This window comes from Psychrobacillus sp. INOP01, from assembly GCF_018140925.1.
Lineage (GTDB): Bacteria > Bacillota > Bacilli > Bacillales_A > Planococcaceae > Psychrobacillus.
Genome location: NZ_CP073315.1, coordinates 838,185 through 863,817, shown reverse-complemented (window position 1 = coordinate 863,817; position 25,633 = coordinate 838,185). Strand labels below are relative to the sequence as shown.

Annotated in this window: 30 protein-coding genes and 1 riboswitch; of the genes, 17 read left to right on the top strand and 13 right to left on the bottom strand. The window is 36.6% G+C overall.

Translation table 11 applies throughout. The features are described from left to right. The first annotated feature begins 88 nt into the window (after positions 1-88). From KD050_RS04425 to KD050_RS04405, 5 genes are all read left to right on the top strand, one after another. Positions 89-1,462, top strand: a complete 1,374-nt coding sequence (locus KD050_RS04425; protein WP_211895026.1) for a bifunctional metallophosphatase/5'-nucleotidase — start codon at positions 89-91, stop codon at positions 1,460-1,462. Positions 1,463-1,504: 42 nt separating this feature from the next. Continuing rightward, entirely contained in the window at positions 1,505-2,275 is a 771-nt protein-coding gene (yunB, locus tag KD050_RS04420) for a sporulation protein YunB (protein ID WP_370627172.1), read from the top strand. 48 nt (positions 2,276-2,323) lie between these two features. After that, positions 2,324-2,506: riboswitch (Lysine riboswitch) on the top strand. Between the two features lie 79 nt (positions 2,507-2,585). Next, complete coding sequence (locus tag KD050_RS04415; protein ID WP_211895025.1) at positions 2,586-4,145, top strand: Na+/H+ antiporter NhaC family protein; 1,560 nt, start codon at positions 2,586-2,588, stop codon at positions 4,143-4,145. A gap of 108 nt (positions 4,146-4,253) precedes the next feature. Continuing rightward, positions 4,254-5,189, top strand: a complete 936-nt coding sequence (gene lipA / locus KD050_RS04410) for a lipoyl synthase (protein ID WP_211895024.1) — start codon at positions 4,254-4,256, stop codon at positions 5,187-5,189. Between the two features lie 14 nt (positions 5,190-5,203). Beyond that, positions 5,204-5,545: a YutD family protein gene (locus KD050_RS04405; protein ID WP_211895023.1), complete on the top strand. Its 342-nt coding sequence runs from the start codon at positions 5,204-5,206 to the stop codon at positions 5,543-5,545. Between the two features lie 725 nt (positions 5,546-6,270). Here KD050_RS04405 and KD050_RS04400 read toward each other — a convergent pair. Next, positions 6,271-6,537, bottom strand: coding sequence for a DUF3055 domain-containing protein (locus tag KD050_RS04400; protein ID WP_211896199.1), 267 nt, complete (start codon positions 6,535-6,537; stop codon positions 6,271-6,273). A gap of 85 nt (positions 6,538-6,622) precedes the next feature. On the opposite strand from KD050_RS04400, the gene KD050_RS04395 reads away from it, so the two are divergent. Together KD050_RS04395 and KD050_RS04390 are read left to right on the top strand one after the other, a co-directional pair. Then, positions 6,623-7,084, top strand: coding sequence for a DUF86 domain-containing protein (locus KD050_RS04395; RefSeq protein WP_211895022.1), 462 nt, complete (start codon positions 6,623-6,625; stop codon positions 7,082-7,084). Then, positions 7,071-7,835: a TIGR01457 family HAD-type hydrolase gene (locus KD050_RS04390; protein ID WP_211895021.1), complete on the top strand. Its 765-nt coding sequence runs from the start codon at positions 7,071-7,073 to the stop codon at positions 7,833-7,835. The genes KD050_RS04395 and KD050_RS04390 overlap by 14 nt, the downstream gene beginning before the upstream one ends. A 28-nt stretch (positions 7,836-7,863) precedes the next feature. On the opposite strand, the gene KD050_RS04385 is transcribed toward KD050_RS04390, so the two are convergent. Beyond that, positions 7,864-8,100, bottom strand: coding sequence for a YuzB family protein (locus tag KD050_RS04385; protein ID WP_090567114.1), 237 nt, complete (start codon positions 8,098-8,100; stop codon positions 7,864-7,866). A gap of 127 nt (positions 8,101-8,227) precedes the next feature. On the opposite strand from KD050_RS04385, the gene KD050_RS04380 reads away from it, so the two are divergent. Further along, positions 8,228-9,295, top strand: a complete 1,068-nt coding sequence (locus tag KD050_RS04380) for an NAD(P)/FAD-dependent oxidoreductase (RefSeq protein ID WP_211895020.1) — start codon at positions 8,228-8,230, stop codon at positions 9,293-9,295. Positions 9,296-9,353: 58 nt separating this feature from the next. Here KD050_RS04380 and KD050_RS04375 read toward each other — a convergent pair whose 3' ends face one another. Then, positions 9,354-9,677 (bottom strand): YuzD family protein, encoded by a 324-nt coding sequence (locus tag KD050_RS04375; protein WP_211895019.1) that lies wholly within the window; start codon positions 9,675-9,677, stop codon positions 9,354-9,356. A gap of 82 nt (positions 9,678-9,759) precedes the next feature. Between KD050_RS04375 and KD050_RS04370 the strand changes: the two genes are divergently transcribed. Continuing rightward, positions 9,760-9,993, top strand: coding sequence for a NifU family protein (locus KD050_RS04370; RefSeq protein WP_090567122.1), 234 nt, complete (start codon positions 9,760-9,762; stop codon positions 9,991-9,993). Positions 9,994-10,222: 229 nt separating this feature from the next. On the opposite strand, the gene KD050_RS04365 is transcribed toward KD050_RS04370, so the two are convergent. Further along, a complete protein-coding gene (locus KD050_RS04365; protein ID WP_211895018.1) occupies positions 10,223-10,915 on the bottom strand; it encodes a DUF2225 domain-containing protein in 693 nt (230 codons plus the stop codon). 146 nt (positions 10,916-11,061) lie between these two features. Here KD050_RS04365 and KD050_RS04360 point away from each other — a divergent pair, with 146 nt between their 5' ends. The 4 genes from KD050_RS04360 to KD050_RS04345 all read left to right on the top strand — a co-directional run bounded on the left by KD050_RS04360 (position 11,062) and on the right by KD050_RS04345 (position 13,955). Next, complete coding sequence (locus KD050_RS04360; RefSeq protein ID WP_211895017.1) at positions 11,062-11,424, top strand: HesB/IscA family protein; 363 nt, start codon at positions 11,062-11,064, stop codon at positions 11,422-11,424. A 509-nt stretch (positions 11,425-11,933) separates the two neighbouring features. Beyond that, positions 11,934-13,145, top strand: a complete 1,212-nt coding sequence (locus KD050_RS04355; protein ID WP_211895016.1) for an NAD(P)/FAD-dependent oxidoreductase — start codon at positions 11,934-11,936, stop codon at positions 13,143-13,145. 273 nt (positions 13,146-13,418) lie between these two features. Continuing rightward, positions 13,419-13,535, top strand: a complete 117-nt coding sequence (locus KD050_RS04350) for a YuiA family protein (protein WP_370627219.1) — start codon at positions 13,419-13,421, stop codon at positions 13,533-13,535. A gap of 96 nt (positions 13,536-13,631) precedes the next feature. Further along, a complete protein-coding gene (locus KD050_RS04345) occupies positions 13,632-13,955 on the top strand; it encodes a YuiB family protein (protein WP_093062552.1) in 324 nt (107 codons plus the stop codon). 384 nt (positions 13,956-14,339) lie between these two features. On the opposite strand, the gene KD050_RS04340 is transcribed toward KD050_RS04345, so the two are convergent. Further along, entirely contained in the window at positions 14,340-14,813 is a 474-nt protein-coding gene (locus KD050_RS04340; protein WP_211895014.1) for a divergent PAP2 family protein, read from the bottom strand. A gap of 121 nt (positions 14,814-14,934) precedes the next feature. Between KD050_RS04340 and KD050_RS04335 the strand changes: the two genes are divergently transcribed. The 4 genes from KD050_RS04335 (at position 14,935) to KD050_RS04320 (ending at position 17,943) form a co-directional block, all read left to right on the top strand. Beyond that, positions 14,935-16,437, top strand: coding sequence for a leucyl aminopeptidase (locus KD050_RS04335; protein ID WP_211895013.1), 1,503 nt, complete (start codon positions 14,935-14,937; stop codon positions 16,435-16,437). Between the two features lie 59 nt (positions 16,438-16,496). Further along, positions 16,497-16,736: a hypothetical protein gene (locus KD050_RS04330; RefSeq protein ID WP_211895012.1), complete on the top strand. Its 240-nt coding sequence runs from the start codon at positions 16,497-16,499 to the stop codon at positions 16,734-16,736. A 205-nt stretch (positions 16,737-16,941) separates the two neighbouring features. Next, a complete protein-coding gene (lepB, locus tag KD050_RS04325) occupies positions 16,942-17,508 on the top strand; it encodes a signal peptidase I (RefSeq protein WP_211895011.1) in 567 nt (188 codons plus the stop codon). A gap of 66 nt (positions 17,509-17,574) precedes the next feature. After that, positions 17,575-17,943, top strand: a complete 369-nt coding sequence (locus KD050_RS04320) for a hypothetical protein (protein ID WP_211895010.1) — start codon at positions 17,575-17,577, stop codon at positions 17,941-17,943. A 139-nt stretch (positions 17,944-18,082) separates the two neighbouring features. On the opposite strand, the gene KD050_RS04315 is transcribed toward KD050_RS04320, so the two are convergent. The 8 genes from KD050_RS04315 to KD050_RS04280 all read right to left on the bottom strand — a co-directional run bounded on the left by KD050_RS04315 (position 18,083) and on the right by KD050_RS04280 (position 25,478). Beyond that, entirely contained in the window at positions 18,083-19,567 is a 1,485-nt protein-coding gene (locus KD050_RS04315; protein WP_211895009.1) for a polysaccharide deacetylase family protein, read from the bottom strand. Positions 19,568-19,713: 146 nt separating this feature from the next. Then, positions 19,714-20,073 (bottom strand): monovalent cation/H(+) antiporter subunit G, encoded by a 360-nt coding sequence (mnhG, locus tag KD050_RS04310; RefSeq protein WP_211895008.1) that lies wholly within the window; start codon positions 20,071-20,073, stop codon positions 19,714-19,716. Further along, positions 20,057-20,338 carry a Na(+)/H(+) antiporter subunit F1 gene (locus tag KD050_RS04305; RefSeq protein ID WP_211895007.1) on the bottom strand — a complete coding sequence of 94 codons (282 nt, stop codon included), beginning with the start codon at positions 20,336-20,338 and terminating at the stop codon, positions 20,057-20,059. Before KD050_RS04305 ends, mnhG begins: the two co-directional genes overlap by 17 nt. Next, on the bottom strand, positions 20,335-20,814 hold the full coding sequence (locus tag KD050_RS04300; RefSeq protein ID WP_211895006.1) for a Na+/H+ antiporter subunit E: 480 nt from the start codon (positions 20,812-20,814) through the stop codon (positions 20,335-20,337). Before KD050_RS04300 ends, KD050_RS04305 begins: the two co-directional genes overlap by 4 nt. Position 20,815: 1 nt before the next feature. Beyond that, complete coding sequence (locus KD050_RS04295) at positions 20,816-22,303, bottom strand: Na+/H+ antiporter subunit D (protein WP_211895005.1); 1,488 nt, start codon at positions 22,301-22,303, stop codon at positions 20,816-20,818. Then, entirely contained in the window at positions 22,296-22,637 is a 342-nt protein-coding gene (locus KD050_RS04290; protein WP_211895004.1) for a Na(+)/H(+) antiporter subunit C, read from the bottom strand. The genes KD050_RS04295 and KD050_RS04290 overlap by 8 nt, the downstream gene beginning before the upstream one ends. Continuing rightward, the gene (locus KD050_RS04285) at positions 22,637-23,059 is read right to left on the bottom strand and encodes a Na(+)/H(+) antiporter subunit B (RefSeq protein ID WP_211895003.1); all 423 of its coding nucleotides are present in this window, start codon (positions 23,057-23,059) and stop codon (positions 22,637-22,639) included. Before KD050_RS04285 ends, KD050_RS04290 begins: the two co-directional genes overlap by 1 nt. Continuing rightward, entirely contained in the window at positions 23,046-25,478 is a 2,433-nt protein-coding gene (locus KD050_RS04280) for a Na+/H+ antiporter subunit A (protein ID WP_211895002.1), read from the bottom strand. The genes KD050_RS04285 and KD050_RS04280 overlap by 14 nt, the downstream gene beginning before the upstream one ends. Positions 25,479-25,633 lie beyond the last annotated feature (155 nt).

Below are 25,633 nucleotides of genomic sequence, written 5' to 3'. Positions count from 1 at the left end.
AGCTCGCGCAGGAGCAATGTTTTTCCTGCGGAGCTGAACAGAGCGGAAGAAAATACGCCGCGGCATATTTGATTAAGGTGGGAGAAAAATGAGTGAGACGATTTATATATACCATACAAATGATTTGCATAGTCATCTAGAAAATTGGCCTGCTATTCATCAATTTCTCTCAGAAAGTCGGAAAAACCTTTCTGCACAGGCTTCCTATTTAACTTTAGATATTGGAGATCATTTAGATCGTTCGAATATATATACGGAAGGTACCCTTGGAAAGGGAAATGTGCAACTGTTAAATGAAGCCCAATATGATTATGTAACGATTGGAAATAATGAGGGGATCACCCTAAGCCACGAAGACTTGGAAGCCTTATACATAGATGCTAATTTTGAAGTTATCGTCTCAAACTTTACTGATTTGGAAGGGAATATTCCTTCCTGGGTATTGCCCTTTAAAATACATGAGACACAAACAGGTATTAAAATAGGTATTGTTGCGGCAACAGCAGATTATGGTATTTATTATGAAAAACTAGGGTGGCATGTTCAAGATCCGATTCCACGTCTGAAAGAGGTATGTGAAGCACTTAGTCCACAGGTGGATGTTCTGATATGTATGTCTCATTTAGGAATGTCGCAAGACGAAATAATTTCGTTGGAAATTCCTCAGGTTGATTTGATTTTGGGATCGCACACACATCACGCATTTGAAGAAGGTAAGGTAATTGGGAATACGTTGCAAGCTGCTACAGGTAAATTCGGTATGAATATTGGTCTTGTGACATTGGAATTTGATCATGTAGCAAGAGCAATCCAATCGAAGAGGGCAATATTATTTCGTACAGAAACACTGCCAGTTCCAATGAACGCAAGTGATTCACAGTTAGCATGGGAAAATGAAGGAATAGCTGAAATGTCTAGTATTGCTTTTTATAACCCTTCTATATTGAAGAAGGAATGGTTTAAGGAATCGGATTTATCTCATTTCTTCGGAAAAGCCCTTCTAGCCTTTACGAATGCAAACTGTGCAATGTTCCCAGCAGGAATTTTTTTAAAGGACCTTCAGCAGGGGCCGATTACTGCGAGAGATTTACATCAATGTTTGCCACACCCAATTAATCCATGTGTCATTACATTAACTGGCACAGAGCTACTCGAAGTCATTCGTACAGCGAAAAATGAAAAATGGCCAAAGCTTGAAGTAAAAGGGTTAGGGTTCAGAGGTAACTATCTAGGAGCAATATTATATGAACAACTTCAAGAACTAGAAGATGGTACAGTATTAGTCAATGAAACACAGCTTGAATTTGAAGAAATATATACACTGGCAACTTTAGATATGTTTACATTCGGTTACTTTTTTCCTTCATTAAAATTTGCACCAAAACAATATTTTATGCCAGAAATGATTCGAGATATCGTGAAATGGTATGGACAGTATGAAAAAAATGAATATAAGTCATGAAAATCCCTCTCCTTACATAAGTAGTAATTAGGGGGATTGTTTTTGTTCTATAGAAAGAAGAAAAAACGATTTGCTTTCTTTACTAGTCAGCGTAAATTAGCCATTTTTTTAATCTGTTTTATGTTATCAGTTGGAGGTCTCATCTATTATATTAATAAGCAGTTGACTGCAACCTACTTGGAATATGCAGAAGTTCAAACAACTAAAATAGCATCCATGGTAATTAATAAAGCTATTAACTCAAGAATTTCCAATACGCTCGATGTAAATGACATAATCGAAGAGGTACCATCAGATAGTACTACAATGGTAACTACTCGATTTAATACAGAAATAATAAATCGTATACTATCTGATACAAATCAGCTGGTTCAGTCTCATTTGGAGCAAGCTGAGCAGGGGAACTTTTCAAGTCTACCTTATTTAGATGACATCGAGTACGATAAACAAACGATGGAGGATCAGGGGGGAGTCGTATTTTTCGTTCCAATGGGGCAAGCGACGAATATACCCATCATTGGTAACTTAGGTCCGAAAATCCCTATACGCTTTCACGTCATCGGAAATGTACAATCAAATGTAGTGCCTTCAATTACTAAATTTGGTATAAATAATGCTTATGTTGAAGTCAATATCCACATTAAGGTAAATGTACAAATAATCGTTCCTCTAGCAAGTAAAATGAGTACGGTTGAACAGAGTATACCTGTTGCTATGGGAATCGTGCAAGGCCAAGTTCCTTATATATATACAGGTGGCGATGGGGACGCTGCTCCATCAATAGAGGTACCACTACCATTACCTGAAAAATAAAAAACCTTTAAAACATAGCATTTACTGCTATACTAGGAGAAACAAATAGAAATAGGTAGAGGCTGCAGAACTTAAGAGTAGTTTACAGGAGAATGACAACTGTGATTGTAAACGGAAGGAAGTTTTGCCGAAATTAGATGCTGATCGTCGAGACAAATCTAGTTGGGGTTATTTTGAACAAAAATAACACTGTCATTTATACAAAAGTATAAATGGAGAGCTACAGAGTAGAAAATTTATGCTTAAAATTTTTACTAAAAGCCAACCTATATGATATTAGGTTGGCTTTTTTATTTAGGAGGAAATTGTTTTGGAAAATACGATATTTTCGATTTTGCCGCCACTACTGGCGATTGTAATGGTGCTTGTGACGAAGAGAGTTTTATTATCATTGGGGGTCGGAATCGTTTCGGCAGCTTTATTAGTAGAAAGCTTTTCGCCAATTGATTCATTAATCATTCTTTGGGATTCCTTTATCACGTCGTTTTGGGATAATGGATTGAATATGTATAATATTTATATATTATCTTTTATATTGCTGCTCGGAGTAATTACCGCGATTGTCAGCTTATCTGGAGGAAGTACAGCTTTTGCAGCATGGGCAGTTAAGCGTATTAAAACAAATCGGGGATCAAAGCTATTAACAGCCTTTTTAGGAATTATTATTTTTGTAGACGATTATTTTAATGCGCTTGCTGTCGGACAAATTGCTCGACCAATTACAGATTCTCATCGAGTATCTCGTGCAAAGCTAGCTTATTTTATCGACTCTACATCAGCACCTGTTTGTGTAGTTTCTCCAGTTTCTAGCTGGGGCGCATTTTTAATAAGTCAGCTGGGTGTTATTTTTGCTACTCATGCAGTAACAGACTATACACCACTTGAGGCGTTTATGTTAATGGCACCGATGAATTTCTATGTAATTGCTGCGCTTGCAATGGTATTTTTTACTGCATGGACAGACAACGACTTAGGCGAGATGAAGAAACATGAAACTCTTGCAAAAGAAACGGGTGTTCTTTTTGATCCAAATAAATCAAATCCAGGTGATTTACAAGGTAATTTCCCGGAAAATAATTTTGGTAAAGTGAATGATTTAATCCTACCAATTGTATCGTTAATTGCTGTAACTCTATTTGCGATGTTTTGGACAGGCTACCAAGCTTCAGGAAAAGTAATGAACTTATTTGTTATTTTTGAGAACACAGACGTTCCATTCTCTCTATTTTTAGGTGGGCTGGTATCGAGTATTTTAGCTATATTATTGTATACTCGTCAATTCAAGAAAAACACAGAGGCAAATATAGGGTTAATAGGGAAAGCAGTTATTTCAGGTATAAATTCAATGTTACCGGCTATTTGTATTTTAATATTTGCTTGGTCTCTTTCGTTTTTAATAACAGCACTAGGAACTGGTGAGTTTTTAGCTAAGCTTGTTACAGAAAATAATATTCCGGTAGGGATAATACCAGTCTTACTTTTTGTTTTAACAGCTTTTATGGCTTTCGCAACTGGATCGTCATGGGGATCCTTTGGGATTTTACTACCAATTGGAGCAAGCATCATTATGGTAGTAGAGCCGGAATTATTACTTCCAGTTTTAGCGGCAGTTTTAGCAGGTGCAGTTTTTGGTGATCATTGTTCCCCTATTTCAGATACAACCATTATGTCAGCAACTGGGGCAGGGGTAAACGTAATTGACCACGTAATGACCCAGTTACCATACGCCATTATTAGTGCAGTCATTGCTGCAATTGGCTATTTAGTATTAGGTCTTACTGGATCCGTTATGTTTGGATTTATAACGGTAGTCATCATCCTTATCTTATTTTTCTCTATATGGAGTTTCAAAGGTAAAAGAGTAGTTTAGCTATTATAACATTGGATGTCTCAGGGAATTGTATGGTTGTTTGCAATTAAATAATATGTTACATTGACAACAGTGTAGTTAGTTTATTTAGAATGGGGTCGAGACGAAATGACATCGTGTAAACCAACGAAAACAGAGTACCAACGAAAACCAGAATGGTTAAAAATTAAGTTAAATACGAACGATGAATACAAAGGTCTAAAAAAGTTAATGCGTGAAAATAATTTAAATACAGTATGTGAGGAAGCAAAATGTCCAAATATACATGAGTGTTGGGGTTCACGTAGAACTGCTACATTTATGATTTTAGGAGCTATTTGCACACGTGCTTGCCGTTTTTGTGCAGTAAAAACTGGTTTACCTAATGAATTAGATTTGGCTGAACCAGAAAGAGTTGCTGATTCAGTTGTTATTATGAATTTAAAACATGTAGTCGTAACAGCAGTTGCTCGTGATGATTTAAAAGATGGTGGTTCTGAGGTTTTTGCTGAGACTATTCGTGCGATTCGCCGAAAAAATCCTTTTACTTCAATAGAAGTTTTACCTTCTGATATGGGTGGAATTGAGCAAAATATCCGTAATATTATGGATGCAAAACCCGATATCCTTAACCATAATATTGAAACAGTTCGTCGACTGACTCCAAGAGTTCGTGCAAGAGCTAAATACGATCGTTCACTAGAGCTACTACGTCGAGCAAAAGAAATGCAACCAAGCATTCCGACAAAATCGTCACTAATGTTAGGTTTAGGAGAAACACATGAAGAGATACTAGAAGTGATGGATGATCTTCGTGCTAACAACGTAGATATAATGACGATTGGTCAATACTTACAGCCTTCAAAAAAACATTTACCAGTTCTTAAATATTACTCCCCAGCCGAATTTGGAGAATTGCGTAAAATTGCCATGAGCAAAGGATTCTCACATTGTGAAGCTGGTCCACTTGTTAGAAGTAGTTATCATGCAGATGAACAGGTTAACGCTGCCGCTAAGCAAAGACAATTGCAAGGTGAGGAACTTCTAGCTACTCCAAATAGCTAATGGATGGTGATTGAATGATAGTTGCAGAAGGCTTTACTTATGAGATTATAGAAGATTATCGTGAGGCATTTAAAGAAGAAGCCTTTTTAGATCGTTATAGTGAAATTTTAACTAAATACGATTATATTATGGGTGATTGGGGTTACGGCCAGCTTCGTCTTAAAGGTTTTTTTGAGGACCGTAGTCATAAAGCTACATTTGATACGAAAATAGGGACGATGAAAGATTATCTATATGAGTATTGTAATTTTGGCTGTGCCTACTTCGTCGTGAAGAAAACAGGAGTAGCTCCAAAAATAGTTCCAGTAGAAGCTATAAAAGAAGTAAACGAAAACCTTGAGCAAGATCAACTATGATCTACTCAAGGTTTTTTGTTTTATGGGCTCTCCGAAAGCATATAAGAAAAACCGGGCAAAAAAAGTCGGTTCCTTTAAGGTCAAATCCTGTTTCTATCGTTTTCCAGGGGCTTTGGACGTTTTGCTATATTATTATTATCCGCCCCTTCTTTTTTTGGTACTCTTATGGATTTATCTGTCCATCGCACTTCTACAGCACTTAAAAACGGTTTAGTAAGGTTTTGGATAATTAGAGATAAGATACTTCAAATTGATAGATCAAGCTCTCGAAGATGCAATTTCGTTCGCTCTTTCACTTCTTTATATAGTGAACACTTACTATTTCTCTTTATTTCCACTAGTAAAAAAGGAAATCTACCTTCTTCATTCTTCCTTACAGAAGAGTATCGCTAATTTTGACAGACGATATTATCACTATTTTAACTTTGACTACTATTATCATCTAAGTGATAAGCTATGCTTAATCTTATTGTGGAGTACTACTCACTATGTTGATTGAAGTGTAGGGTGGCGTCTCCAGCAGGAAAAGCGTTAGGCGAAGACCCCACAGCGTAGCGAGGGGGCTGGGGCAACGCCTGCGGAAAGCGTCCATCTGAAACGAAAATCAGTAGTAGTATTATTCATTTTTTTAAGTACCATCAACCCAGTGCACACAGGACATTTTTATATACTTATCTTTTTAAAAATAGCTAGTCGTGATAGTAATCACAACTAGCCACTTTATATTAACTTAATAATTCACGTAGATAATCTCGTAATTCTACAGCCTCTTCTTCTGATCTATTAAATACATGTTCGAGATAGCCCGGTTCTTCGACATCATCCGCTCCGATTATTGCTGCTCGTCCATATTGTATATCCATCACAAGTACTTTTCCATAAAAACGAGAGCTTTGGGAAATGGCTAAATCATATCTTTGGGATTCCCCTGTAAAGCCAACAAATCGCGTTTTGGTATCTTCTACATCATCGTACAAATAAAATCGTTCCACCATGTGTCACTCCTTCCTACCTTAGAATTATGGTACTATAGAATAGGAGTATATATCAAATGAACAACAATTAGGAGGCTTTTCAATGTATTTTGTAGATAGAAAAAAAATTGCTTTAACATTGGCACATATGAACCAGTTGTTAGGCATTATAGAGGCAAAACAAGATTGGCAAGCAGATGAAGTATCCAAATTAGCGTTTGAGCGAATTGGTCAAAATATTATTGAGTCTATTATCGATGTAGGTAATTCGATGATTGATGGGTTTATTATGCGTGATCCAGGTGGATACGATGATATTATCGATATTTTAACGGATGAAAAAGTTATCACAGTTGAAATGGACGGCCCTTTAAAAGAAGTTATCGAGTTTAGAAAAGTACTTGTTCGTCAATTTTATGCGGTGGATCACTTGAAATTAGAGGAAGTTCTGACAAAGAATTTACGATTCTTAAAGGAATACCCTAAAGCAGTGGAAACATATTTAGTAGATGAATTAGGACCAGTTTCTGCATTTTTACCTGAGGATTCCAATGTTAAATTATAAAGCATATTTTATTGATTTAGATGGTACTGTCTATAGAGGGAAAACGCCTATTCCTGAGGCTGTAGAATTTATACATTATTTGCAAAGCAATGGAACAGAACCTTTTTTTGTTACGAATAATTCCTCTATGACCCAAAAGCAGCTTCAGGAAAAGCTAGCTATTATGGATATTCATATAGATACCTCACATATTATTTCATCTTCAATTGCTGCGGCAAATTATATTAACGAGTATTTACCGGGCAAAGAAGTATTTATGATTGGTGAACTTGGATTGGAAGATGCGCTTAAATCAAGAGATATTTCCATTACTACAGGTATGGCAGATGTTGTCGTTCTTGGAATTGATCGCGCTATTAATTATGAAAAGCTAGCTACTGCTTGTCTTTCAATACGTGCTGGAGCAGCATTCTTATCAACGAATAGTGATCATGCTTTTCCTTCAGAAATAGGATTTTTACCGGGTAATGGAGCTTTTACAAAATTAGTCGAGCATTCTACCGGAGCAGAGCCTGTATATATGGGGAAACCTCAACCATTTATGTTAGAGTTCATTCAAAAACAGTATGGATTTAACAAAGAAGAGATGGTTATGATTGGGGATAACTATCAAACAGATATTATGACAGGAATTCATATGGGGATAGATACAGTGCATGTAAATAGTGGGGTAAACAGTACTGCAGAAGTTAAGCTTCAGGCAGAGCAACCTACCTATTATTTAGATTCTTTAAGCGAATGGACAAAATAAAAAGACTGTAGATTGAAGTCTCAGTCTTTTAAAATAGAGGATTGTCCTCTATATATTGATAAATGTTTGCAACAAGTTCGCTTGGGGTATTTGCTTCTACAACCTCACCATTTACTATGGCAAATAAAGTTTCAGAACAGAGGGAGCAATAACTCAGGCAACCATACTCTAACACATCTAAATTGGAGTCCTGTTCTAATATGTCGAAAGCTTCTTGGGACCCGTTTGCAAGGTTGCTTATACAAAATTCAACCATAGGATTCACAGCTGTTCACCTCACTACATGGTCATGCTACTCTTTTTTAAAGAAAACGTCAATTAAGATGTTCTATTGTGAAATGTATCACAATCTATTATAATTTGAGATGACATTAAATTTAAGGGAGAATATTATGCGAAAATTAGTATTATTAGGTGGGGGATATGGAAATATGCGAATATTACTTCGCTTATTGCCAAATAATATTCCTGATGATGTAGAAATTACTTTAATAGACAGAACGCCGTTCCATAGTTTAAAAACTGAATTTTATGCACTAGCTGCTGGAACTTCTCCGGATAGTGGTATTCGAGTAGCATTTCCAGAGAACGATAAACTAAAAGTAACCTACGGAGAAATTTTAGAAATTGATGTAGAAAGTAAACAAGTCTTACTAGCTGATGGACAAGCCATTGAATATGATGACCTAGTAATTGGACTCGGATGTGAGGACAAATACCATAACGTACCTGGAGCAGATGAATTTACTTATAGCATACAAACGATTGGCCGTTCAAGAGATACGTATAATAAAATTGGGGGTCTACCTTCAGGTTCTGTTGTAGGTATTGTTGGAGCGGGACTTAGTGGAATAGAGCTAGCAAGTGAACTTCGCGAAAGCCGTCCAGACTTATCGATCAAGCTATTTGACCGCAGTCCTCGTGTTTTAAGAGATTTCCCAGAACGATTAAGTAATTATGTACAGAAGTGGTTCGACACAAACAATGTAGATGTGGTTAGTAATTCAAATATTACAAAAGTAGAGCCGAACAAATTATTCAATCATGAAGAAGTAATTCCTGTGGATGTAGTTGTTTGGACAGCGGGGATTCAACCTGCGGCTCCTGTAAGAGCCCTACCAGGTGAAAAAGATAAAACTGGTCGCGTCATTTTAACACAATATCACGATTTACCAAGTTATCCAAATGTATATGTTGTTGGTGATGCTGCATCTCTACCATTAGCGCCAAGTGCTCAGCTGGCAGAAGAACAAGCAGAGCAAATTGTTAAAGTGCTTCAAGCACGCTGGAAAGATACACCACTTCCTGAGAAAATGCCTGAAATTAAACTTAAAGGGTTTATGGGCTCACTTGGGAAAAAACAAGGATTTGCATACTTGGCAGACATCTCAGTCACTGGACGAATTGCACGTTTGATGAAATCAGGTTTACTTTGGATGTATAAGCGTCATAACGGGTAATATAAAAAGCTTCGAAAGGCTCTATCTTGAGCGCTTTGAAGCTTTTTTTGTCGTAATATTATTCCTTATAGCCATATTTCTCAAGTGCAGCATAGATTGGTTTTAATTGGATATAGCCTTCTGCAATGACATCAGTATTGATCATCACGAGTGGGTAGAAAAATTCATCCTCTGCAATTCGATTGGCAATATTTTGATGTCGCTCATTCTCAATTGGCTTTTCGATATCGATATAGCTGAAAGTAACTTGGTGATTTGGAAATTTACGGTCAATGGCTGCTTGTAGCCATTCGTATGTATCCATGGAAGATGGTGCATTTACGCAACTAGCACATACAACATCTGCTCCAAAAACTTCTATATTTAATGATTGAAACGTCATAATGGTGACCTCCTCGGAATTCTTTATTGGATTTTTTCCTTCCTTCACATTATAATGATTATAGCGAAAGGAGTCGATAGATATGACTGATACAATGAATGAACAAGTTCAAGAAGTTTTAGATAAATTACGTCCATTTTTACTTCGAGATGGAGGAGACTGTGAGCTTGTAGATATTGAAGATGGTATTGTAAAACTACGCCTTCTAGGAGCTTGTGGCAGCTGCCCAAGTTCAACGATTACACTTAAAGCAGGTATCGAACGTGCACTTTTGGAAGAAGTACCAGGAGTAGTAGAAGTAGAGCAAGTATTTTAATAACAAATAAAAGCGCAAGCGCCTATGTCTGCCTCGATAAGAGCAAATGGGGAAAAGCGAGGAGGAGCTTCTCAGCCACCACAATTCACTTGTTTGCGACGAGCTTTGCGCTGGAGCAGCTTTTTCACATTTGACCCCGAGCGGTGGAATATGGACAAAGAATCACTTGTAGCAAGTTATTTATATGCCATAAACTTTTAATTTCTTAAAGTAGAAAAAAGAAGCCTCTTTAGAGGGCTTCTTTTTCTTTTTGAGTACGAATTTCTTGCCAACGATTTTTTGCCATTTCAGTAATAGTTGGTTCTACAGAGGTACTTTGTTTTTCAATTACTTTAGAGAAGTAACGTGTAGCATATTCAATATCACCGATTTTTCTTGATAGTTCTGCTATTAAATAGAGCATACGGGATTCGGACATTTGAGTGCCATTATAGTCATCATTAGAATAGGAATCCGCATAACGATCACGAGCTATTTCCATAAATCGATATTCCTCTTTCTGTTTATCCTGTAATCGGTATAACCACGCTGTACGAAGCGCTAAACCTGCCAAACTTACAAATTTCTCTTTTTTTAAAGTACCAGAAAGAATTCCTAGTTTATAGGTCATAATTCCCTCTTCAATCGTACGTTCATTACCAAATGATCTTGGTGTCCATTTACTGGCAACTTGTTCTTGGATTATTTCCTTTGCACCTGGAGCAAAGTATTTTGTGAAGTCATCTGTAAACGAAAACCCACAATGCTCGCAAACAAATATGTTATATAACAAGGGGTTTACTTCTTTGTTTTCATATATAGGTTGAAAATCTGTATCATGCGATACAACTTTTATAAATTTTGAGCGAACCTTTGTCGTTTTGAACTTTTTTTTACAGTGTAAGCATTCAATGTCTTTTTGATAATAGGGAGTTAATTCCATCTTTAGTCCTCTTTTCACTCAACTACATTATAGTTCTATTATACCTGAAATACATCTTGAAAGCGAAGTAAATATTCGAGTAGTTTTCCTTGTGTACATAGTAAAAACATTGATATGATATAGATAAGAAAGGGAAGGTGATTCAGATGTCAGAAGTAGTTATTTTATCTGAAGCGGCAGCTTACCGCGTAAAAGAAATGATGACACATAATGGAGAAGAAGGCTCTGCCCTTCGTGTATCAGTAAATGGTGGTGGGTGCAGCGGTCTTTCTTATGGAATGGGATTTGAAAAAGAAAAACAGCAAGAAGATATAGAACTTCATCAGCACGGAATAGACATAGTAGTATCAACAGAAGATGCCTCTATACTGAATGGAACCACAATCGATTATAAGGAATCCTTAATGGGTGGTGGATTCACAATAGAAAATCCTAATGCTATCGCATCTTGTGGATGTGGGACATCATTTAGAACAGCTAAAAAAGAAGGAACGCCTGAAAGCTGCTAATAGACGAAAGAACATTTTCTGCTATAGGAAATGTTCTTTTTTTATAATAGAGTAGAAAATTTTAATTGCCTTGAACTCAGTATCCCAGTTATTTTTGCAGAATACGATCTGTCCAAAATGCTAATTTCCATTTCAAGTGGACTTTTTTTAGCGGGGTGAGCGAGGAGCCACCACTGCCGCTACACCATTCCTCTTTCTAACTCATTCTGTAGTCTGCAAATAGTGTAACAGGTTTGTCCTAAGTTCTACGTAAACGATATAAAGTTGTATTGATCTTTGTTATGTTTTTCATAGTATATCACAGGCATATTTAAACAATTGTGGAGGTTTAATCACAGTATTTTCAGACCTTTACAATAAAATAACATTGTATTGAAATCGTGTGTAAAAAGGTCTAATATAGGAAGTAAGAGTTTTTGTCGAACAATAGACAAAGATGAAGAGTTTTATGATGTAGATTCTGTGTCATAACTTTTCTCAAAAAATATAAAAAGGTGGTTGCGATCTTCGTGAAAAGACCAACAATTCTAGTATTGGGTGCAGGATATGGTGGACTATCTACAGTAGTAAACCTTCAAAAATTAGTAGGTGCAAATGCAGCGGATATTACATTGATCAATAAAAATGATTATCATTATGAATCTACATGGTTACATGAAGCTTCTGCTGGAACATTACGTCCAGATCAAGTTCGTTATGATGTTAAAAGTGTAATCAATTCTAGTAAAGTAAACTTTGTAAAAGCCACAGTAGATGCGATTGACGTAAATACTAAAAAAGTTACAACGAGTGCTGGTGAGTATACATATGACTATTTAGTTATCGGTTTGGGCTTTGAGGGTGAGACATTCGGTATACCTGGCTTAGATAAATATGCACTTTCAATTGCTAACGTCAATGCTGCTCGTCAAATACGTGATCATATTGAATATCAATTCGCGACATGGTCCACAGAGGAAGTACAAGATGATACTCGCCTTACAATTGTAGTTGGTGGAGCAGGGTTCTCTGGTATTGAATTCTTAGGTGAATTAGGAAATCGTGTTCCTGAACTTTGTAAAGAGTACGATGTACCGAAAGAAAAAGTTCGCGTAGTTTGTGTAGAGGCAGCTCCAATGGTATTACCAGGATTTGACCCAGAGCTAGTTGAATATGCGGTTAGACAATTAGAGGCTAAAGGAATTGAATTCTCTATTGGAACTCCAGTAGTTGAGGCAACTCCAGAAGGCGTGAAAATTAAAAAAGGCGAAGAAGAATTCGAATTCATCAAAGCTGGTACAGTAGTATGGGCTGCTGGAGTTCGCGGAAATCGCTTAATCGAATCATCAGGTATTGAAAATATGCGTGCGCGCGTTAAAGTAGAAAAAGATATGAGAGCTCCTGGATTCCCTGATGTCTTCATCGTTGGGGATTGTGCTCTAATGATCAATGAAGCTATTAACCGTCCATACCCACCAACAGCTCAAATTGCAATGCAACAAGCAGTAACTGTTGCAAAAAATATTGTAGCTCTTATGAATGGTAACGCAACAGAAGAATTTACCCCAAGCTTAAAAGGAACTGTATGTTCTCTTGGAGAACATGATGCAATCGGGGATGTAATGGGAAGAAAACTTACTGGTACAAAAGCATCAATTATGAAAAAAGTAATTGATAATCGTGCCCTTTACATGATCGGTGGAATTCCACTAGTAGTGAAAAAAGGTAAATTCAGCTTATAATTACAAGAAACTATAGTAGCTCCCACTTTCTTTTTAGTGGGGGCTTTTCTTTTATATAATAAGTAAGTAGATAAATCGTTTGGCGATCCAGTATTACTGAAATAGAAGTATTTTGTTAAAAGTTTCATCAATTGTTATAACTTATTTGGTCGTAAAGATAATATAAAGTAGCAAAGTTGTGTAACTATATTCCCCTTTACAAATTATTTTGTATGTGATATATTATCTGAATATTATAAATAGACCGAAAAGGAGACGATTTCTATGACAAGAATGAAAACTGAAACAAAAAACACGCATTGTCCGTATTGCAAAGGAGAAGGCTATTTCCAGCTTAGATTAGGTGGATCTGAAACATGCAGCTGCTGTAATGGTTCTGGAAGAAAGTAATGAAGATTATGACAAAAAAGTGAAAACAAATATGTTCATTGAATACTAACCTCCGTTAAGGTAAACTATTTACAGATGTTACGGAGGTTATATAATATGGAGTTTATGTTAGTTCAAATGATACTTTCAGTTGTTATATTTTTTGTCATGTTTTTTGGAATCGCCTTCTTATTGAATATGTTACTTCGTATGACATGGTTCATGGCCATTCTATATCCGATTGTTGTGGTGCTAATCATTGATGAAGTTGGATTTTTTGATTATTTTACAAAACCAGGATCTGCATTTTCTGCTCTAGGGGAAAAAATTGTATCTCTTCACGCTGCGGATATAATTATTTTAGCTGGTGGTCTTGTTGGTGCAATCGCCGCAGGATTTGTTATAAAATACTTAAGAAAAAATGGATATCAAATGTTTTAATAGAAAAGGATGGCTCAATTGAGCCATCCTTTTCTTTAAGAAAATATATAAGAACGTCCCAAATACACTGGTTTCATGGTAATTTAATCAATGAATAATACTACACATTTCCGTCTTGGGCGGACGCATTCCGTGGGGGTGAATAAGAAAGTATATTTTCTATAGTTCTCCAAAATGCACTTAATCTTTTTCTAGCAGTTGTAGGGGAGCTATGGACGGGCATATATCAAAAAAATATCGATAAAAGGAGAGGCTGGTCGTGACGTAAGTCATGACCAGCCTCTCGATATCCTGCGGTATTGATGTAGCAACGCCAGCCCGCAACAATCCGAAAACAGTTAGAAACAAGTTTATTCTCTTAAAGGATGACTAGAGTTTTTGTTGTTAAATAAAGCTATAAATTACAACAGAAATCAGTATACCAGTTATGGCACCCATGAAAACTTCAATAGGTTTATGACCAAGTAAAGTTTTGAGTTCTTCTATTTTTTCTTCATTTTTCTTATGTGACCAATCTTTCGTTTGCTCCACGAATTGCTGGAAGTCAAGACGCATTTTATTGATCATAATTGCTTGTTGACCTGCTTGAAAACGTACGCCTGTTGCATCGAACATAACAATTACTGCAAATACCGTAGCAACTGCAAACAATGGTGAGCCAAGCCCTGTTTCAAAAGCAATAGCGGTACATAAAGAAGTAACAGCAGCAGAGTGAGAACTAGGCATTCCACCAGTTGAAGTGAATAACGACCAATCTAATTTTCTAGTCATTAAAAAGTGAATAGGAATTTTGACGAATTGTGCAAAGAAAATAGAAAAAAGTGCAGCCATAAGTGGAGTATTTTGGAGGATTGCCAAAGTAGACACCGCCTTTCATTTGAACTTATATTATTGATAGTATAACACACTCAAACAATTCGAAAAATACGTAAAGTTCCTATATAATAAGATTATATCCGAAATAGTAGGGGGAAAAATGATGATTATCCATACAAATGAAGTATTGTTTGAAGAAGTACAATCTGAAACGCTTGTAGTTGCGGTTTCAAAGCATGTAGAAAATACACCAAAATGGGATACTTTTTTAAATAGTTTTGGAGAGCATATCGGGGACTGGGTAAAAAGTGGGGATATATCTACAGAGTTAAAGAAAATCGTCAAAATTCCTGTATCAAATCATGAGTCAGTAAAAAGAGTGCTATTTGTAGGAATCGGTGATCGTAAACAATTAACACAAGAGCGAGTGCGAGAAGCGTTTGGTCTTGTGGGTAAAGAATTACTAAGTAGTAAACCAGAGTCACTAGGTATTTGGCTTCCTTCATTTACTACAGAAGCGATAACTGTAGCAGATGTAGCATACTTAGCAGCTGAAGGTATCGGCATGGGGTCGTTTACATATGAGGGGTATAAAACAACTTCGAATGTTCCGGACTATTATTTACCGTCTATCGAACTGTTAATGGACGAAGAGGATGATGAGGTCGTTTCTTATTTTGAGGTAGGTACTATATATGCAGATGCTGTAAATGAAGCAAGAATTCTTGTTAACACGCCAGGTAATGTATTGACCTCTACTCAATTAGGGGAATATGCAAGAGAACTTGGAGAAACATACGGATTTGAAACAGAAATTCTTGGTAAAAAAGAGATTGAAGAACTTGGAATGGGTGCACTCCTAGCTGTAAATCAAGGCTCCGTTGAAGAACCAAGACTTATTGCTTTAAAGTATCAAGTAACGGATGACTGGACTGATGTTGTAGGTTTAGTAGGGAAAGGTATCACTTTTGATACAGGTGGCTATTCTATTAAAACTAAAACAGGAATCGTTGGTATGAAGGGCGATATGGGGGGAGCAGCAGCAGTTTTAGGTGCAATGCAAATTATTGGAGAGCTTCGTCCAAATAAAAACGTCATTGCTGTTATAGCCTCTACAGATAACATGATTTCAGGCAATGCTTTTAAACCAGATGATGTTATTACATCAATGAGTGGCAAAACTATTGAAATTTTAAATACTGATGCAGAAGGGCGCTTAGTTTTAGCAGATGCTGTAACATATGCTAAGCAACAAGGAGCGAACTATATTGTAGATGTTGCAACGTTAACCGGTGGAGTTATAACGGCTCTAGGGTACGATAAAACTGGCGCATTAACGAACAATGAAGAATTCTTCGAAACTTTCATGGAATCCTCACTCGAGACAGGGGAATTCGTTTGGAGACTGCCACTAACTGAAAATGACAAAAAGCGTATTCGTAAAAGTGATGTAGCAGATCTAAATAATTCACCTGGTGGAGATGGGCATATGATTTTCGGTGGTGGGTTTGTTGGAGAATTTGTTGAGGAAACTCCGTGGATTCATCTTGACATTGCAGGTACTTCAGATACGAAAGCGGCTCATGACTTTGGACCAAAAGGTGGTACAGGAGTTATGGTACGTACGTTAGCTACACTAGTGGAAAGAATGGCAGACGAAGAATAGGGCAAACGCACAGACTCACCTTCCCCAGTGGCATACACTGAGAGGAAAGGAGGAGTAGCATGGTAAGATTTCGGGGAGGTTTTAGGGGTCCTGGATATGGCGGTTTTAGAGGCGCTGGATTTGGAGGCTTTGGGAGCCCATTTGTAGGGGGCTTAGTCGGAGGTCTTGTAGGTTCTGCATTATATGGAGGATTCGGAGGGTATAGGCAACCATATCCATATTACCCGTATCCATATCCATATCCTTATTACTATCCATATACACCATATCCTTATCAGCCATACTATGGTGGTTATTAATAATAAAAGCGGTATATAGAAAAAAGCTTTTGTATCCTCGGTTACATCGGGGGGCGCAGAAGCTTTCTTTTATTTATTAATTGAGACAAGCTAATAAAACTTCATTAAATAAAAATTACTATTAATTCTATTACTATTATAGATTTTTGAAACTTATAGAAAATTCAAACGTCTATTATGTAAAATCATTTGGGGGTTGATATAGATGGGAAAAAGTAAAGAAAAAAATGAATTATTAGAATGGATAAAAGCGATAGGTATTGCTTTTTTATTTGCATGGGGAATAAGGTTTTTCCTTTTAACGCCAATTGTTGTGGATGGCGCATCTATGATGCCTACCTTTGAAAATGGGGACAAAGTAGTAGTGGATAAAATTGGACCAAGATTGACGGAGTATAACCGATTCGATGTGATTGTATTTGAGGCGAAGGAAGATACTAATTATATCAAGCGTATTATTGGTGTTCCTGGCGACCGCATTTCTTACGAAAATGATGAACTATTTGTTAACAATAAGCGATACGAAGAACCCTACTTGGAGACATATAAAAAAGAGTTACAAGATAATGGTACACTTACTGAGGATTTTACATTAGACGAATACTTAGGTGAGGTAGTTGTGCCAGAAGGATACTTTTTTGTTTTAGGAGATAATCGCCGATTTAGTAAAGATAGCCGAGATCCTAGCGTTGGTTTTGTATCGAGAGAAAAAGTATTAGGCACTGCAAAAATTGTGTTTTTTCCATTTAATAATTTTGAGGTTATAAAATGAAAAAATGAATTTGCAAAATCAGATATTTTGAAGAAACATTTTTCATCCGATTAATAGGAGGGCATTATGAGGTACATTACTATTAGTCTCTTATTACTATTATTTTTGGTTGGATGTTCTCAAAATCTTGGTAACCCAACAGCAAGGGATGTCATTAAGGAAAATGAAGATGCAGATATCTTTCAGTGGAATGATGGTTTGGTCTATTCAAATGCTGCCAACATAGAGTGGATTCAAAAATTAGAACTAACGAAAGGTGAAGAGCTTGGTGAAATCACTAGACAAACTAATAGTAAATGGTTATTTAAAGATGGAGTTGCTAGCCAATTGCCAGTAGGAACGAAGATATACAAGGCAAATGATGATGATACTTATAAGTTAATCATTGAACTGGAAAATACTGAAGTTGTTTACATAGCATTGCTGGAAGGTTAGAAAATTTTTGTTTAGCCACCTAGTTTATTAGATTTAGGTAGTAAGACAACCAATGAGTATATTCGAAATAGTCATTTGAACTTAAGATATGTAAAAGAGTGACCCAAAAGCTTTGCTTTTAAGTCACTCTTTCTTTTATTCACTCAAGTTCTGAAACAGTCACAAAAGTATATCCTTCACTCGTCAAATATTCAAGCACACTTTCTAATCCTTGGGCAGTGGATAAATGAATATCGTGCATTAAAACGGTACTTCCGTCATGAACACTGCTTTTCACAGATGCGAGTAGTTGGGCAGCATCACGGTGTTTCCAATCAAGTGTATCAACGTTCCAAAGTACGACTGGTAAGCTCAAAACGTTTAACATGTCATCATTAAAAGCACCGTATGGAGGACGAAAAACAGTAGGTGTTTCGCCAGTGGATTGTTCGATGATGTTATTTGTTCTTGAAACTTCTTGTGTGATTGCATCTGATGTCATATTCGTTAAGTTTGCATGAGTCCAAGTATGGTTGCCGAGCTCGTGGCCAGCTTCCAAAACATCGTTCGCGATTTCTGGATAGAATTCTACTCTGCTCCCAAGCATAAAGAAAGTTGCTTTAGCATCATATTTTGCTAAAGTTGCAAGAATCTGAGGGGTTACTTTTGGATCTGGTCCATCATCAAAAGTAAGGGCTACTTGCTTCTTCTTCGCATTTTCAGTTTGTTCGTCAACTTGAGTTTCAGTCTCAATGCTGTCGTTTACTTCATCTTCTTGTTCTTCTTCTATAATATCCTCAGTATCTTCTTCAACAGGCGGTTTCGGCAATACTTCCTCTGAGACAATAGGTTTGAAAGGAGCAACAAGCTGTTCAGATAGCTCTGCAAGTGGTACTGCAATAACTGGTGCGCCTGCTGCACCACTAGCTATTTCATACTCATCAAAATACAAAACAAGTGTGTCTTCTATTAACGCAAACTTCTCAAAGTTACTCCACTTCGGTTCAGTAGCCAGCATCATCTCTTCTTCAAATACTTTATCTTTTAAACTTGGGTCTTTTTTTATGCTATCTCGCACAAGTGATGATAGTTTTTCAAGTTTAGATTCTTCATGTCCAAATAAGTCATTAATTTTTATAATATTTGCAGATTCTGTGTTTAAATGAATCGTGTTAAAACTTGTGTATCCATTTGCACCACCTAAATAAGTTCCAGTAATCATTACAAACGAATAAGAACCTGATGTATGTGGAAATATTTCAAACGCAATGTTCAATTCTCCGGGAGTTTTACTACCGATCCGTTTATTTTCTTGCATGGCGATTAAATAAGTATCAAGTTGTTCATCTATGTATTTATTAATCTGTGCATTAAATGATTTTACTTTACTTTGTGGATATTGTATTGAATAAGGGGAATATTTATCATTTGATACCTCCGTTTTAATAAGTATTCCAGGAAAAGCCGATTCTTTAGTCGATTCCTCTTTTGTAATTTCAGGGGCTTTTCTGTTGTTGGTAGGTTGGTTTGCATTGCTCTTTGTTGAGTGACTGAGGAAGATAAGGCTTATACTCAGAAGTGCAATCATACTAATAAAAGCTAAATCAATCCAAAGTTTTCGGTTTTTATTACGGGATTTTTTCATTTTTTGGCTCTCCTTTCATTTATTAGACGTTTAATCTGATAAAATAGTTTGCTATTATAGCAATTAAATATTATTTGTATAGACACCGAATGAAATAAGAGCATGTTTGAAAAAATTCTTTTTTCAAAACATGCTCTTTCCTATTGTTATAGCTTTTCTCTTTTCTTTTTAATCACTTCGGCTAAATCATCCCGTACAGTCTTATTGGACATTTTTACACCTGACAGGTAAGCTGCACGACCCATCATATGGCCTCCAACAGGTCCTGTGATGAATATAAAGACAATTCCGAGTAAAATACGAGAATTGAAATGACCTTCGATTAACCAAAAATGAAGGAATACTCCTAGTAATATGCTCATTACCCCTAAAGTAGCACTTTTTGAGGCAGCATGGGCTCGTGAGAATGCATCAGGTAGGCGTACTAAACCAATAGCTGTAACTAAGATGAAAATGGTTCCAAAAGAAATAGTAGCAATGATAAGTATATTAGCTATTACGGTCACGTTGAATGATTTCTCCCTTCTCCGTGAATTTAGAAAAAGCAACAGTCCCGATAAAAGATAGAACCGCTAGTAACAATATAACCTCTAAGAAAAAGACGGTATCAAAAAGAATGGATATAAGCCCGATCAGCGTTATAAGCCCTACTCCTATAGCATCCAATGCAATAACACGGTCAGGAGTAGAAGGACCTTTCACAAGGCGATAAACAAAGCCTAAAATAGATAAACTGATTAACACTACAATTACCCATAGAAAGGTTGTCATGATCTGCTCACCTCCAAAATGGCTTTTTCGAACGTATTGCGTATGGAATCGACCGCTTCATCAATATCTTCAAAATCTATAGAGTGGATATACAATGTTTTATTATCATCTGAAATATCAATAACTACGGTACCTGGTGTTAAAGTGATTAAACTAGACAAAAGGGTAATCTCCCAATCTTGTTCTAGTACCGTTGGCATTGCGAAGATTGCTGGACGAATAGGCATTGTTGGTTGCACGATTAACTTTAATACAGAAAAGTTGGACAACACAAGTTCCTTTAAGAATAGACTAGCTAACTTAATGACGGCCCATAGACGATCCATATAAAATCTAGAGCTAAATGATTTACGAAGCATGAAAAGCATCAGCAGACCAAGTAAATAACCGACTATAAACGTCGTAGGTTTAAAAGAAACTGATAGGAACATCCAGGTAAGTGCGATTAGTACATTCAATAAAATTTGGAAAGCCATATTATTTCACCCCTTCGAAAACAGCATCAACATATATAGAAGGATCGAGGAGCACATTTGTGGCGTCAGCCATAAATGGTACCAAGTATTCTGCACCAACGCCATACAGGACAGTAATACCAGCTAATGTGATGGCTGGAGCCAATAAATGACGGTATTTTTTCTTACTAATAAGATGTTCTCCTTTTTCCTCACCCCAGAATGCGTAGATGAAAATACGAATTGCTGAAAGTAGAACTAGAAGACTTGACGCTAAAATGAAGATACTTTGCCATAAAAGCTCACCTTCAAATCCACCTTGTACGATTAAAAGCTTCCCAATAAAACCACTTAGAGGAGGAATACCAGCTAGTCCAAATGCAACGATTAAGTAACTCCATGCGAGCATGGGATAGCGCTTCATAAGACCGCCCATTTTACGTAAATCTGAAGTTCCTGTTATCTTAATAATAATTCCTATCAATAGGAACAGTGCACCTTTAATGAGAATATCATGGATCAAATAAAATACAGACCCCATCATTCCACTTTCATTCATCACAGAGGCTCCAAACAATATAACACCCACTGCTATGACGATATTGTAAATAATAATTTGTTTTACATCAAAATACGCTAGAGCTCCAATACACCCTACTACAATAGTGAGAATGGACAGAATCATTAATAAGTTATGCGTATACCCAACGTCTGCTGTGAAAAATAAGGTATACGTTCGCATGATTGCATATACTCCAACTTTTGTGAGCAGTGCTCCAAATAACGCAAGGACTGGCACAGGTGGGGCTGCATACGATCCTGGTAACCAGAAGAATAAAGGAAATATACCGCCTTTAATCCCAAATACGATAAGGAATAGTACCGCTATAACTGTGACAATTCCTGATGTTCCTATTTCTTCTAGCTTTACAGAAATATCCGCCATATTTAGCGTACCTACTACCGAATATAAATAACCTACTGTAATAACAAACAAAGAGGAAGATACAATATTAACAATTATGTATTTGATCGATTCTTTCAGCTGAAGCTTTTCTCCTCCTAAAACGATTAAAACGTAAGAGGACATTAATAATACTTCAAAAAATACAAACATATTGAAAATATCGCCAGTAGTAAATGCACCATTTACACCTGTAAGCATGAATAGTATTGCAGGGTAATAAAATGCTTTTTCTCGTTCCTCCCCTATAGAAGTGAAGCTATACCACACTACAAATAATGCGATGATTAGGGAAGAGGTAACCAATAATGCAGAAAGCATATCAGAAACCATTGTAATTCCAAATGGAGGTGCCCAGCTACCTAATGTTAGCGCTTGTACACCATCTACTTTTACTTTGTAAAGCAAGACAAAGGAGGAAGCTAAAGCAAATAGCAAACCTATCATCGTTACAATTCGCTGAGCTTTCACTTTTTTAGGGAAAAGTAATAGAACAGCAGCAAACAGAAAAGGAATTAGGACAGGGAATAATAATAAGTTAATCATTGTCTTCATTTCCTTTCATTAAATCCATATTGTCGGTACCTACAACTTTATAGGCACGGTAAGCTAAAACGAGCGAAAATGCAGTTACACCAAAGCTAATAACAATTGCTGTTAATATAAGTGCTTGTGGCAGGGGATCAACATAATCAGTTATTCCATCCGCTAATACTGGAGCAGATTTTCCGCCTAATCCACCCATCGTCAGTAATAATAGATGCGTACCATGACTAAGCAATCCAGTGCCAATTATAATACGTAGTAAGCTTCTAGAAAGTATTAAATAAACGGCAGCCATAAATAGAAAGCCGATTAAAATGGACATCAGGATCTCCATTATTCATCTCCTCCTATCATTTGAATGATGGTCATCGTAACTCCTACAACTACTAAGTATACGCCTGTATCGAAAAACATAGCTGTATGAATAGAGGTTTCCCCAAGCAGGGGTAAGTTAAAGTAATCGTATACGTGAGTGAAGAATGGAACATCAAAAAAAATGGAACCAGCTGCAGTAAATAGTGAGATTAATAATCCAATAGCAGTAACTACTGTGTAATTGAACGGTAACATTTCCTGTACAGTTTTCAAATCAAAAGCTAACATCAGTAAAACAATAGCGCTAGCCATGATTAATCCGCCTACGAATCCTCCACCAGGAGTATAGTGACCGGCAAAAAAGATGTGAATGGAGAATAGAAAGATGATGAAAAATACTACTTTTGTGGTCGTTTGAATAATTAAATCATTTGTTTTCAACTTTTCTATCTCCTTTCTTTTTTGCTAGGCGAACTGTGATCATTCCGATAATTCCAAGTGATGCAATAGTAAGTACACTAATTTCAAATAATGTATCGAAGCCACGATAATCGACTAAAATTACATTTACAATATTTCCTCCACCTGCCTCTGAATATACGGTTTCCTTGTAATATTCAGAGATGGATGAGACTAGCTTTTGAGAATGAGAAGCAATAGCTATTAACGTAACCATGATACCCACACCTAAAGCAATAAGGAAGTTATTCAATCGGAAACGACGATCTTCTTTCCCTTTTTCATACTTGTCCATCTTAGGAAGGTGATAGAAAGCACCTAAAAATAGAGCTACCGATACAGTTTCTATAACTAACTGAGTTAACGCTAAATCTGGCGCTTTAAAAATGATATAAAATAACGCCACTGTATATCCAACTGCTCCAAGAGCAATAATTGCTGTTAGTCGAGATTTGGTGATTAAAATAGTGATGGTACTAATGATTAATACACTTGAAATTAATACCTCAAAAAATTGTATTGGTGCTAAATTAGTAAGATCCATAACAAATGCATCTTTTATCCACATTGTAAGTGCTAATAGAATAACAAGCGCAGCGAACATATACATTAAGTACGATCGAATAGATCCGGTCATATAAGAAGAAGATAATCGATTTGCACCTTTATCGGATAGGTTCATCAGTCCATCGTAAAACCTATTGAGTGATATTTTAGCTGGGATCCTTTCGTATATAGGAGCCCATTTAGCAATAGTTTTGTATAAGATGAAACCTATTAAAAAGATGCCTAATGTCATATACAATGCTACAGAGTCAAAGCCATGCCATGCTTTAATCTTAAATCCAATGTCTGCCGGCAGTTGATAGGCTATTGGTTGAATGGCAGCTACAGCTGGCTTGATAAAAATACTACTAAAGTAGTTAGGAACAAAGAATATAACTACCACAAGTATTGCTAATATAGCTGGAGACACAAGCATACCCCAAGGTGCTTCATGTGCTTTTTTCGGTAATAGCTCAGGCTTGTATTTTCCGCGGAATGTATGCAATACGAAGTACAAGCTATACACAAATGTGAAAACACTAGCGATCCAAGCAACTAGTGGAAATAAAATCCACCATGAATCCAAAGAATGTACATTGAAATGCTGTAAGGAAAGGGTAGCATCTAAAAACATTTCCTTGCTTAAGAATCCATTAAATAGCGGAATACCAGCCATTGAGAAACTACCAATCATAGCGATCGTAAAACTAATAGGCATCAAGCTCATTAATCCGCCAAGCTTACGAATATCTCGAGTACCTGTTTCATGATCAATAATACCTGCAATCATAAACAAGCTGCCTTTAAACGTAGCATGATTCATTAAGTGGAATATTGCTGCAAAAGAAGCGAATGTAAAAGTAGTCACTAAATCTCCAGTAACATGATAAGAGATAGAACCAATACCAAGCAAGGACATGATTAGCCCAAGCTGACTAACTGTAGAAAAAGCGAGTATGGCCTTTAAGTCCGTTTGTTTCACTGCAAAGACAGAGCCCCAGAACAATGTCAGTAATCCTACTCCAGTTACAAGCCAAACCCAAACTTCTGATAAAGCGAATATTGGAGTGAATCTTGCAACTAAGTATAAGCCTGCTTTAACCATAGTTGCTGAATGCAAGTAAGCACTAACCGGAGTCGGAGCTTCCATCGCATCCGGTAACCATATGTAAAATGGAAACTGAGCAGACTTCGTAAATGCCCCGATTAATACGAGCACAAGTGCCCAGACAAATAAATCATGACCTGCAAGTGTTGGAGCCTGTTCGATTAATTCACGTATAGAGAAAGTCTCTCCCATAATACCTAGTAACAGGAATCCACCTAGCATCATCAGCCCACCGAAAACAGTAATCATCATCGATTTTAAAGCACCAAATCGAGAACGATCCTTTGTATACCAATATCCGATTAGTAGGAAGGAGGAAATGGAGGTTAATTCCCAAAAGAAGTATAAACTAATGAGATGATCTGATTGGACAACTCCAAGCATTGCGCTCATAAATAGTAATAGGTAAACGTAGAAGTTACCTAATTTCTCCTTCTCTTTATCTAAATAAAAGATAGAGTAGAGAACTACTAATGCCCCAATTCCGGTTATAAGTAATGAAAAAAGTAAACTTAACCCGTCTATGTATGAAACTAATGAGATATCCAATGATGGAATCCATTCAAATTTGTCTAAATATGTGGAGCCATCCATAATGGCGGATATATATGTTGCATAAAACGCAACTAAAACAACGGGTACGATTAACACAAACCATCCTGTATGGATACTTGAAATCTTCTTGAATAAAAATGGAATCACTAGAGCCGCTAAGATGGGTAAGAAAATTGCAAAAATTAGGGACAAGGGAATCCTCCTCTCAAGTGTATGTATTTTAATGCATCCCTAAAATTATAACGCAAATAAGTATTAATTGCATGGGAAAGTAATGGTTACTATTGCATATAGGTTCTTTCTTCCGATATGATATTTAGGCATAGTTAAATAAGTAGAACTAGGTT

Excerpts from the sequence above, each read along its gene's own strand:
- KD050_RS04425 (WP_211895026.1), top strand. The coding sequence starts at position 89 with ATGAGTGAGACGATTTATATATACCATACAAATGATTTGCATAGTCAT.
- lipA (WP_211895024.1), top strand. The coding sequence starts at position 4,254 with ATGACATCGTGTAAACCAACGAAAACAGAGTACCAACGAAAACCAGAA.
- KD050_RS04405 (WP_211895023.1), top strand. The coding sequence starts at position 5,204 with ATGATAGTTGCAGAAGGCTTTACTTATGAGATTATAGAAGATTATCGT.
- KD050_RS04395 (WP_211895022.1), top strand. The coding sequence starts at position 6,623 with ATGTATTTTGTAGATAGAAAAAAAATTGCTTTAACATTGGCACATATG.
- KD050_RS04390 (WP_211895021.1), top strand. The coding sequence starts at position 7,071 with ATGTTAAATTATAAAGCATATTTTATTGATTTAGATGGTACTGTCTAT.
- KD050_RS04380 (WP_211895020.1), top strand. The coding sequence starts at position 8,228 with ATGCGAAAATTAGTATTATTAGGTGGGGGATATGGAAATATGCGAATA.
- KD050_RS04375 (WP_211895019.1), bottom strand. The coding sequence starts at position 9,677 with ATGACGTTTCAATCATTAAATATAGAAGTTTTTGGAGCAGATGTTGTA.
- KD050_RS04370 (WP_090567122.1), top strand. The coding sequence starts at position 9,760 with ATGACTGATACAATGAATGAACAAGTTCAAGAAGTTTTAGATAAATTA.
- KD050_RS04365 (WP_211895018.1), bottom strand. The coding sequence starts at position 10,915 with ATGGAATTAACTCCCTATTATCAAAAAGACATTGAATGCTTACACTGT.
- KD050_RS04360 (WP_211895017.1), top strand. The coding sequence starts at position 11,062 with ATGTCAGAAGTAGTTATTTTATCTGAAGCGGCAGCTTACCGCGTAAAA.
- KD050_RS04350 (WP_370627219.1), top strand. The coding sequence starts at position 13,419 with ATGAAAACTGAAACAAAAAACACGCATTGTCCGTATTGCAAAGGAGAA.
- KD050_RS04345 (WP_093062552.1), top strand. The coding sequence starts at position 13,632 with ATGGAGTTTATGTTAGTTCAAATGATACTTTCAGTTGTTATATTTTTT.
- KD050_RS04335 (WP_211895013.1), top strand. The coding sequence starts at position 14,935 with ATGATTATCCATACAAATGAAGTATTGTTTGAAGAAGTACAATCTGAA.
- KD050_RS04330 (WP_211895012.1), top strand. The coding sequence starts at position 16,497 with ATGGTAAGATTTCGGGGAGGTTTTAGGGGTCCTGGATATGGCGGTTTT.
- lepB (WP_211895011.1), top strand. The coding sequence starts at position 16,942 with ATGGGAAAAAGTAAAGAAAAAAATGAATTATTAGAATGGATAAAAGCG.
- KD050_RS04320 (WP_211895010.1), top strand. The coding sequence starts at position 17,575 with ATGAGGTACATTACTATTAGTCTCTTATTACTATTATTTTTGGTTGGA.
- KD050_RS04315 (WP_211895009.1), bottom strand. The coding sequence starts at position 19,567 with ATGAAAAAATCCCGTAATAAAAACCGAAAACTTTGGATTGATTTAGCT.
- KD050_RS04305 (WP_211895007.1), bottom strand. The coding sequence starts at position 20,338 with ATGACAACCTTTCTATGGGTAATTGTAGTGTTAATCAGTTTATCTATT.
- KD050_RS04300 (WP_211895006.1), bottom strand. The coding sequence starts at position 20,814 with ATGGCTTTCCAAATTTTATTGAATGTACTAATCGCACTTACCTGGATG.
- KD050_RS04295 (WP_211895005.1), bottom strand. The coding sequence starts at position 22,303 with ATGATTAACTTATTATTATTCCCTGTCCTAATTCCTTTTCTGTTTGCT.
- KD050_RS04290 (WP_211895004.1), bottom strand. The coding sequence starts at position 22,637 with ATGGAGATCCTGATGTCCATTTTAATCGGCTTTCTATTTATGGCTGCC.